This window comes from Robiginitalea sp. (assembly GCF_049588695.1).
GTDB lineage: Bacteria > Bacteroidota > Bacteroidia > Flavobacteriales > Flavobacteriaceae > Robiginitalea.
In genome coordinates this window covers 1-5,101 of the sequence record NZ_JBAVZJ010000019.1, presented here as the reverse complement: position 1 = coordinate 5,101, position 5,101 = coordinate 1, and the positions used below count along the sequence as shown (strand labels likewise).

Below are 5,101 nucleotides of genomic sequence, written 5' to 3'. Positions count from 1 at the left end.
GACCGGAATCCTGCAGGGCGTGTTCCCAGGCGAGGGTTAAGGAACCGACGTTCTCAGGGGTAAAGGCATTGAGCGTACTGAAATGTGAGCGGCCCGGATCCCCCAAATAATCGGACCAGGTTTGGTATTGCGTTCCCTCTGATACGGAGATTGAATTGTTCTCTGAACAACTGAAGAGCAATGCTCCAATAGTGAGGCTGAATACGCAATAAAATGGCTGAAAAGCCCTCATACATCTGAAATTCTCCTAAATGTAAAGAATTAAGCTCAATGCCTCCCAAAAACAGCGCCCATTGAATCGGTGACAGATGCCAAATAAGAACGCCCGAAAATATTGAGATGTACCAAAAGATAGTAGAGCTGATATAGGGGAATCCGGTCTTCAAATCCCGGATGGGCAGGGGACACTTCAAAATAAGCGTCGTAGAATCGGGAGGAGAATCCACCAAAAAGGCGACTCATAGCCAGGTCGACATCACTGTGCCCGTAGTATACGGAAGGATCTATGAGATATGGGGTGTTGTCTTTGGAAATCAGGTAATTCCCGCCCCAAAGGTCCCCGTGTAACAAGGCGGGGTGTACCTCGGGAACAAGAGATTCAATTTTTTGAATCATATAGTCGAGACCGGGGACCTGTCTTGCCTCCAGTAAATTTGAAGATAAGGCAAGATCAAATTGAAAGCTGAGGCGGTGGCGGGCAAAAAAGGTGGCCCAATCCTCTTCCCGGGGATTGTTTTGAGGCAGGGTGCCGATATAATTATTGCGACTCCACCCAAAGGTATCACTACCGGACTGGTGCAAGAGCGCCAGGCTGCGGCCGAGGGTTTCCTGGGAAGCATCAGATACCCTGCCCGAGGAGATGTACTCCATCAAAAGAGCGGCGCCAAAACCAGTTTTTGCGCACTGGTAAACCTCCGGGACAGCAATCGCCCCGGACTCTTTAAGGGCGGTCAACCCCTCGGCTTCAGCAGTCAGCATATCGTACGCTCGCGGTCCTTCAAGTATTTTTACAAATAACGGGCCCCGGGCGGTTTGCAGGAGATAGCTCCTTGCGATATCACCCCCCCTGACGGGCTGGTGCCCGAGGATGCGCAGTCCAAAGACGCCCTCCAGAACCCGGATGAAATCCTCGGAAGCCACTACTTACAATTTAAATCGATCTCCCATTCGGGCAATCCCGTACCCTGCAGTAATGACAGCCCGTGAAGCCTCACTATCCGGGTCGAGCATGGGATTGGTATGATTCATATGGATGAAATATACCCGGGCGCGCAATTCCCGTGGCAAGGCCTCTAAAAGGGCGAGGGACTCCACAACGAAAGGATGGGGGATTTCTGAAACATCCCGATATCCGATTTCGGCATTGTCGTAAAACGAGGCGTCGATAAAAGCAAGGTCGGTCTGCTCAATAGCGGCAATCAGGGAAGTGTCCCAACGCTCCCATTTGTCGATATCCGGGATAAATAAAGCTTTCTTTCCGGGCCCGACGATCTCAAAACCAGCCGTCTCTGAATATTCATCCCTGTGGGGTACGCGAAAAGCCCGTACCTGTAGGTGCGCGGACAGAGAGACGGGAGCGCCTTCGGACAAAGGGTGTGGCCGGATGTTTTTCAATTCGAGCAATTGATCCCACGGCCCGTTGGAAGCGACAAAGTCTGCGAACCGGGGCAGACTGTACACCGGAACCTGATCGGCATTCAGGGTTTCCCGCCCGAGAAACATCAACCCGGTGTAATGGCCAATATGGGCATGGGTAATAAAAATGCCATCTGGCGCAGAACCCACATGAAAAGGGGCGGCGGTACGAAGGAAAGCCATTTGTGTCGCAATATCCGGAGTGGCCTCGAACAGGTAGGTTTTCTCCTCCCGGGTGTCCAAAAGGCCGAGTGAGACTACTTTTAAAGTTTCGTCCGGCTGGGTGTACAGGTGCGCACAGCAGGATTTGAAACAACCCATATGTGGGGCCCCTCCATCCTGCACATTTCCGAGGATGATCAACTCTACTGATGGGGGATCAGGCGCCTCAGTAGATTTGGGGAGGGAAGTTTCCTGCCCCCAGGCGGCGGACAGCGGCAGGAATGACAAAACAAGCGCACACACCCATGGGCTCCGCATATCTATTGAAGGGTTTCGCGGTATTTGGCCGTATTGCCCAGCAATTCACGGGCCGCCAGGATAGAAGGGTCGTGGTCCAGGTAATAAGCATAAAGCCCTTCCCGGTAGAAATACCTTTTTACGATTTCATCTTCCAGCAGCTTTTCGATTTCCGAGGCATTGGAGTCAAAGGCGTTGAATTTTTGTTTTTCCACCTTGGCCAAAAGGGATTTTAAGTCTGATTCTATATCGTCATTGAAAACAACCTCATCCCGCGAGGTGAGGGCTTCTTTGAGCTTTTTTTCGGTTTGGGTCTCAAAAGCGAAGTCACTCTTTCCGACAAACTCCCGAAAGTCTTTTAAGGTTTCGGCGGGAAGCTCAAATTCTGAAAGCTCCGCATAGTTGTTGTTATAGGAAAACACCGTGGCGTAATCGAAAATCAGCTGATTTTGCTGCAGGGCAGTTATAAGATCATTGGACCCGAGCTCCCGAACCGCTATATCGGGGACAACGCCACCCCCATCGGTAACGATCCGTCCGTTTTTCGTTTTGAATTCCCGGTAATTGGAATTCCGTACGGCATTGCCCTCATCATCCCGATTCCAGTAATCCAGGGACTGAATGCACCGGCCTGAGGGGGTGTAATACCGGCTTATGGTGACCTTCAGCTGTGTTCCATAGGTGAGTTTTAACGGGCGTTGCACCAGGCCCTTCCCAAAACTCCGCGCACCCATGACCACGGCCCGGTCCAAATCCTGCAATCCGCCGGATACAATCTCGCTGGCAGAGGCGCTCCGCCCATTAATCAGGACTACCAGGGGAATTTCCGTATCTACGGGTTGCTTGCGGGTCTTGTACTCCTCGTTGAATTTTTTAACCTTGGATTTTGTGGTTACGATCAGCTCTCCTTTTGGCACAAAAAGATTGGTAATATTGATCGCCTCTGAGAGTAAGCCCCCGGGGTTATCGCGAAGGTCGAGAATGAGTCGTTCAGCCCCTTGTTCCTTAAGGTCCTCCAGTGCTTCCTGCGTTTGTTCACTGGCCTTGGCATTAAACCGGGAGAGCACAATGTAACCCGTGCGCTCGTCCGCCATTTGATAAAAAGGGACGGCATCTACGTCTATGGATTCCCGCTCAATAACCGCAGTGCCCGTTTTCCCCTGCCTTTTGTAGGTTACGGTAACCTTCGAATTGTCTGCCCCCTTAAGCAGCTCCCCGGCGTCTTCTTTAAAATCCGCTACAGCAATGTCTCCGATTTTAATGATTTCATCCCCGGCTTTCAGCCCCGCCTTGTCGGCGGGATAGTCCTTATAGGGCTCCACAATAACCAATTTGTCCTTGTAGGAGCGCACCAGCGCCCCGATTCCGGAATACTCCCCGGCATTGCTGATTTTAAAGGCCTCCACATCCTGCTCATTCAGAAATTGGGTGTAGGGGTCCAAATCGTCCAGCATGCTCTTAATGGCCGTATCCATTAGGGCGGCCGGATTGGTTTCATCCACGTAGTTCATGTTGAGCTCTTTAAACAGGGTTGTAAAGATCTCAACCTGCTTTGCAATCTCGAAAAAACCACTTTTAAACCCTGTGGCGGTCAGGAAGACTGTCAGGGCCAGGAGGGGCAGGATCAGTTTGGGTTTGAGTAGTCGCTTCATGGGCTTCAAATTCATTTAGGACCGCCCGCATGGCCCGGGATATCCGGGCAAAATCAGGCGTATCTTTTCCAAGGTATAAAAATACAAGGGCAAAGGGTCTTTCCAAGGTGTTAAAATGCGCGGGCTTTCCCAGCCGATACGCCTCCCTTATGAGCCTCTTGATGTGATTTCGGTCGACCGCTTTTTTAAAACTGCGTTTAGGCACGGCAAAGCCCGCCTGAACCCGCACATCTTCGGGCAGGTCGGCCTGAAGGGCGTAAAGTGCCAGGGGGTAGGCTTTAAGCCGAACCCCTTTTTGAAAGACGGCTTCCCATAGTTTTTTACGGGAGAGTCGCTGTTTCTTTGGAAATTCAAACGTGGCCATGTCCAAAAATAACAATAAATTAGGGGTCGGCGTGAATGATATTTATCATAGAACTTGCCGGGGCCTTATGCTAAATTGCCCGAATGAGCCATAGGGTCAAAAACCAGTTTTTATGGGAACACAAACCGTCAAGCGATTAAAAGACGCCCCGGAGCGCAAAACCTATTTCTACCGGTTACTGACCGATTTGGAGGCCCTTGAACAAATGTTGAAAACCGGGGCCTTTACTACAGATCCGATTCATATCGGGGCCGAGCAGGAGTTTTGCCTGGTCAATAAAAACTGGGAACCCTCAAATCAGGCGGTCGAAATCCTGGAGGCGATAAACGAGTCGCATTTCACCGCGGAACTCACGCGGTATAACCTGGAGATAAACCTGGACCCTTTCCCTTTGAGCGGAACGTGCTTTTCGCAGATGCACAAACAGCTCAACACCCTACTCGACCACGGACAGGAAGTGGCCGAAAAGTTCAAAAACAACATCGTGATTACCGGGATACTCCCCACCATCAGCACCCGCTACCTGAAGGAGTCCTACATGACTCCGAAAGAGCGGTATAAAATACTTTCGGACGCCATTACAGAGGTAAAGGGCAGCAATATGGAGGTGCATATTAAGGGTGTGGATGAGATAAACCTCCATCACGACTCTATAATGTATGAGGGTTGCAACACCAGCTTTCAGGCGCACCTGCAAATTGACCCCGATGATTTTGCAAACACCTATAACTGGGCCCAGGCCATTGCCGGGCCTGTGTTGAGTGTGAGTACAAATTCCCCAATGTTGATGGGGCGGGAATTGTGGGAGGAAACCCGTATTGCGCTGTTCACCCAGAGTGTGGATACCCGAAAAAGCACCTTCCTTTTGAATGAGCGCGAACCCAGGGTAGGCTTTGGAGCCGCCTGGGCCGAAGGAAGTGCGGCAGACTTTTTTAAAGAATCTATCGTCAGGTTTCGCAGCCTGATCTCAACAGATTTTGATCCGTCAGAC

Annotated in this window: 5 protein-coding genes and 1 pseudogene; 1 reads left to right on the top strand and 5 read right to left on the bottom strand. The window is 51.0% G+C overall.

The features are described from left to right. The 5 genes from WBV75_RS00320 to rnpA all read right to left on the bottom strand — a co-directional run. On the bottom strand, nt 1-232 hold a 232-nt coding region (locus WBV75_RS00320; protein ID WP_424118675.1), incomplete at its 3' end, for a hypothetical protein. A 35-nt stretch (nt 233-267) separates the two neighbouring features. Continuing rightward, complete coding sequence (locus WBV75_RS00315) at nt 268-1,140, bottom strand: fructosamine kinase family protein (RefSeq protein ID WP_424118674.1); 873 nt, start codon at nt 1,138-1,140, stop codon at nt 268-270. 3 nt (nt 1,141-1,143) lie between these two features. Further along, nucleotides 1,144-2,115 carry an MBL fold metallo-hydrolase gene (locus WBV75_RS00310; protein WP_424118673.1) on the bottom strand — a complete coding sequence of 324 codons (972 nt, stop codon included), beginning with the start codon at nt 2,113-2,115 and terminating at the stop codon, nt 1,144-1,146. Nucleotides 2,116-2,117: 2 nt separating this feature from the next. Continuing rightward, nucleotides 2,118-3,746 carry a S41 family peptidase gene (locus WBV75_RS00305; RefSeq protein WP_424118672.1) on the bottom strand — a complete coding sequence of 543 codons (1,629 nt, stop codon included), beginning with the start codon at nt 3,744-3,746 and terminating at the stop codon, nt 2,118-2,120. Continuing rightward, nucleotides 3,670-4,110: a ribonuclease P protein component gene (rnpA, locus tag WBV75_RS00300; protein ID WP_424118671.1), complete on the bottom strand. Its 441-nt coding sequence runs from the start codon at nt 4,108-4,110 to the stop codon at nt 3,670-3,672. The genes WBV75_RS00305 and rnpA overlap by 77 nt, the downstream gene beginning before the upstream one ends. 112 nt (nt 4,111-4,222) lie before the next feature. Here rnpA and WBV75_RS00295 point away from each other — a divergent pair. Continuing rightward, nucleotides 4,223-5,101 (top strand): annotated as a pseudogene (locus WBV75_RS00295) (CBS domain-containing protein); the annotation flags it as partial.

Coding starts and splice junctions, on each gene's coding strand:
- WBV75_RS00310 (WP_424118673.1), bottom strand. CDS start 2,115: ATGCGGAGCCCATGGGTGTGTGCGCTTGTTTTGTCATTCCTGCCGCTG.
- WBV75_RS00305 (WP_424118672.1), bottom strand. CDS start 3,746: ATGAAGCGACTACTCAAACCCAAACTGATCCTGCCCCTCCTGGCCCTG.
- rnpA (WP_424118671.1), bottom strand. CDS start 4,110: ATGGCCACGTTTGAATTTCCAAAGAAACAGCGACTCTCCCGTAAAAAA.